General features: G+C 67.4%; 3 protein-coding genes. All 3 read right to left on the bottom strand.

Going from position 1 to position 3590, the window contains the following annotated elements; genetic code table 11:
• A partial coding sequence (locus ACQKIP_RS42855) for a hypothetical protein (protein ID WP_427745489.1) occupies positions 1-1345 on the bottom strand: 1345 nt, incomplete at its 3' end.
• Positions 1342-1797, bottom strand: coding sequence for a DUF4231 domain-containing protein (locus ACQKIP_RS42850; protein WP_365853798.1), 456 nt, complete (start codon positions 1795-1797; stop codon positions 1342-1344). The genes ACQKIP_RS42855 and ACQKIP_RS42850, both read right to left, overlap by 4 nt.
• Before the next feature lie 128 nt (positions 1798-1925).
• On the bottom strand, positions 1926-3413 hold the full coding sequence (locus ACQKIP_RS42845; protein ID WP_365853796.1) for a DUF4246 domain-containing protein: 1488 nt from the start codon (positions 3411-3413) through the stop codon (positions 1926-1928).
• Positions 3414-3590: the final 177 nt, after the last annotated feature.

Raw genomic sequence — 3590 nt, 5'->3', positions numbered from 1 at the left:
CTCCGGGACGGTGTATGAGGGTCAGGGCGTAGCGCTGCTGCATGCGGACCCGCGCGAAGGAGACGTCGGCCTCGGCGAGCGGGGCCAGCAGATCCCGCCCCTCCTCGAAGCGGTCCAGCGTGACAAGGGCAAGGCCGATCTGCTCGAGGAGCGTGTTGCGGCTGCTGTCGGGCAACTCGTCGCGCCGTACATGTGCGGCGACGGCGATCAGCTGCTCGACGTCGTGCAGGTCGGCCGCCAGGGAGATCTCCTCCGTGTAGCGCGTGAGTTGGGAGATGAGCTCCGCGTCGTGGTCGGGAGGCAGCCGTACGGGTTCCAGCAAGGGGAACACCGCCCATACGGGGCTGTCGGTGCCGCGCTTCGACGCGGTCAACGCGGGCCTCAGCATGCGGATCGCCGCGACGGCCTGCCGGTCGCTGACCCGGGTCATACCGCGTTCGTAGCGCTTGACGGTGGTGTGGCCCAGATCGAAGGGGGGAGTGACCCAGCGCGGTGCCATGATGAGTGTGCCGGAGCGCCTCCAGGCATGCCGTACGCCCAGTTCCCACAGGACGTTGGGGTTGAACGTGGCGAGATCGGCCACGAACAGGTCGGCGGTGTTGATGCTGTGCAGCATGCGCGCGTCGATCGTCTCCAGACCCGAGTCGAGGTCGGTGCGGATGGGCCGGTACCCACTGTCGAGGAGGGCGGGCACCAGGACCCTGTTCCAGGTCTCGTTGGCCTCGAACCGCTTGAGTTCGCGCGTGGTGTCCCGCTTGCTGCCGTACGGCATGGCGACGAAGGCGGTGGGGGAGGCCTCCTTGCTCGCCGCAGGGTCGAGGCGGAGCACCAGGTGGCCCAGTTTTTCGGCCGAGTCGGCCAGCGACTCGGTGTGGTCCTCGCCCGCGCGGCGACCGCCGGTCACCGCGACGACCACGAGTTCCTCCGGCTCGCGCCCCTGTTTGCCGTCCGTCCGCAAGCGGGCGCGCGCGTGTTGGAGCAACGCATGGTTGACCGCCCGGAATCCGTCGTCGTTCTCCGCCGCTCCCTCGACGGGGTGCAGACGGACGCCGGGGCTGCGGGTGAGGTCCTGGAAGGCCCTCACCCACTCAGGGCCCTTGTCCGCCACCGAGGCGGCCACGAAGGCCTCGACGTCTTCGGTGAGGAGGAGATCAACCTGCGCCTTGGCGCGCAGTGCGGCAGCAATGGCCAGCAGGTCGGTGCCCGCCGCGCCGGAGCCCACGGCGAGCCTCGGACGCAGACCGGCGAAGAGCCGCTCGAGGCGTTCCTCCAGCCAGGCCACTCCGGTCTCGGGGAAAGCACCGTCCGCCCCCGAGGGGCGTCGGCCGGCGAAGAGTACGATCACGGCATCTCACGCTCTGCCCACAGGGCGTTCTCCTGGCTCGTGATCTTCTCTACCTGTTCGGCGAGCAGGACGTCGGCGTTTTCTGCTTCGGCATAGTGACCCCCGTGCGCGAGATACAGATACTGCTCGCGGCGCAGGCTCTCGCACACCGCCCGGTACCTGATCCAGTTCTCCTGGAACTTGAAGAGCTGCTGTGCTCCCTCGATGACCGCGACCAGGGCGCCCATGGCGGCGACGACCCAGTTGGGGGCGGATGCGGCGACGGCGACGGGGAGGCCTGCCGCCAGGGCCAGAGTGACCATCTTCAGGCGCTTGAACTGCCGTTGCGCGGCGCTGCTCTTCCGGTCGAACCAGCCCATCTGGTCCTGTAATCGCTCCCAGGTGATGTTGGCCGGCTGCGCGGCGCGCAGTCCCGTCGGTTCGCTCCTGGCTGCCGGAACTCCAGGCTCCATTTTTGAACCCCCCTTGTCGCCCCCGCGGGCCCGGACCGACGCAACCCGGACCGGGACCCACGATGGCGCAGCGGCGCGCTCCCCACAAGACGATCAGCACCAGGGGCAGTCGGCACGGGGAGTGGGGTTCAGTGCTCGCAGAGGGAGAACTCGCGCTCGTAGACCTGCTCGTTGTGCTCGGCGACGAAGAACTTGCGTTCGTGCATGAGTTGTTCGCGGTATTCCTTGGCCTGCTCCAGTGTCATGGTCGAGGTGTCGGACCACGGCTGCTGCGGCGGTATGTCGGCGGTCGAGACGATGGGCTGCGAGGGGTCGACGAGGAAGAACGCGAGGATCTTGCGGTATCCCGGCCGGGCGGTGTCCGCGAGCCGGAACGATCCGACGCGGTGCTGCAGTAGGTTGGGGAAGGCCAGGCAGCGGCCTGCCGGGGTCGATGCCGAACCGAGGATCTGGTTCAGCGGGTCTTCGTTGTCCAGGCCGTACACCTCACGCATGCCGGTGTAGTCGCTCTGCTCGTAATCCGGGTCGCCGATGGCCGCCCGGAAACTCAGTCGGCTTTCCGTGATGTTCTCGCTGTCCCAGTAGTAAATGCCGGTCGAGACGATCCGCTCGTTCCGCATTCCCTCGACATGCCAGGAACCGCCCTCGTACTCGGGCTTCTCCGGGGTGAGGTGGATCGTGGCGAGCTTGACGATGACCTGGAGGCGAAGGCCGCGCAGGTCGACGCGGGCTGACTCGTCGGGCGACGCGAGCGGGGCGAAGGCCGGGGCGTCAGGGATGACCGGGCGGCGGTTTTCCCACCACTCGTCCATGGCGCTTTCGTAGGCGTCCTGCGCGTCGTCGTCATCAGTCTCGGGTTCGGCCGGCTCGCTGCCGTCGTACCACGAGTAGGGGTCGGCCTCGATCCGCAGGGGGCGCGGGTGGCGCAGATCGGTGAGCACGTTCTCCCACAGCGGGAGCATGCGCGCGAACAGCTCCGGCAGCACGGAGGCCAGTTCGCGGTGATCCTCGGGGTGGACGTTGTTGACGTACGACAGGAAGGACACGGCGCCGTCGTCGCCGACCGCCACGTCAGTGGGCAACCACTGGAACTTCTCCGAGAACTCGTGCTTCGACTGGTACCCCGGCGTGAATTGCCAGGCTCGCTCCGGTGCGCCGCTCGCTTCGCGGACGAGGCAGAAAAGCGAAGGGTGGACCACGTCCAGTACCTGGCCGTCTGACCCCGGATGCCAGTCCTTCTCCGCTTCGGGTATCTCTTCCAGATCCCGAACCGCCGCACGCAAACGGGACCTCAGCTCGTCACCGACCAGCGTGTCCGACTGCCATACCCCGTCGACGCCGGATACCTCGATGCCGGTGTGTTCGTCGCGCAGTCCGGCGTAATGGGCGAGTTCATCGAGAACATAGCGAACCTGGGCGTGGGTCATGCCCTGGGCGGACGCTTCCCGCGCCCATCTGGCCGCAATCTCGGGATCGTTCATCTTGATGAACCACGAAGGCTTTTCCCGGATAGCGGCGCTGCACTCCATCATCTGCAGTTCGCGCAGAGTCCGGGGGTTCGCCCCGGATGCGCCTGCTCCGGAAAAGGGCAGCGGGAAGGCAGTCAGATCAGTCAACTTCTCTCGGTCCTCACCATTGAAGTGCAGTGCCGCGAAGCGTACTTCAGCCCACTGACAGTGCTGCTTCGCCGTTGCCGGCCTACTCGTTGGCCACACCTCACCCCGCCCAGCGCCCCGTGAGGAAGGTCAGGGTGACCACCGTGGTGAGAGGGACGCCCAGACACAGACAGATCG

The sequence above is a fragment of the Streptomyces sp. NPDC059900 genome (assembly GCF_050270335.1).
GTDB lineage: Bacteria > Actinomycetota > Actinomycetes > Streptomycetales > Streptomycetaceae > Streptomyces.
The sequence above is the reverse complement of the archived record's forward strand: the minus strand, read 5'-3'. Positions and strand labels throughout refer to the sequence as shown.

What these genes read in the sequence shown, in the direction of transcription:
- ACQKIP_RS42850 (WP_365853798.1), bottom strand. Translation starts at nt 1,797, where the DNA reads ATGGAGCCTGGAGTTCCGGCAGCCAGGAGCGAACCGACGGGACTGCGC.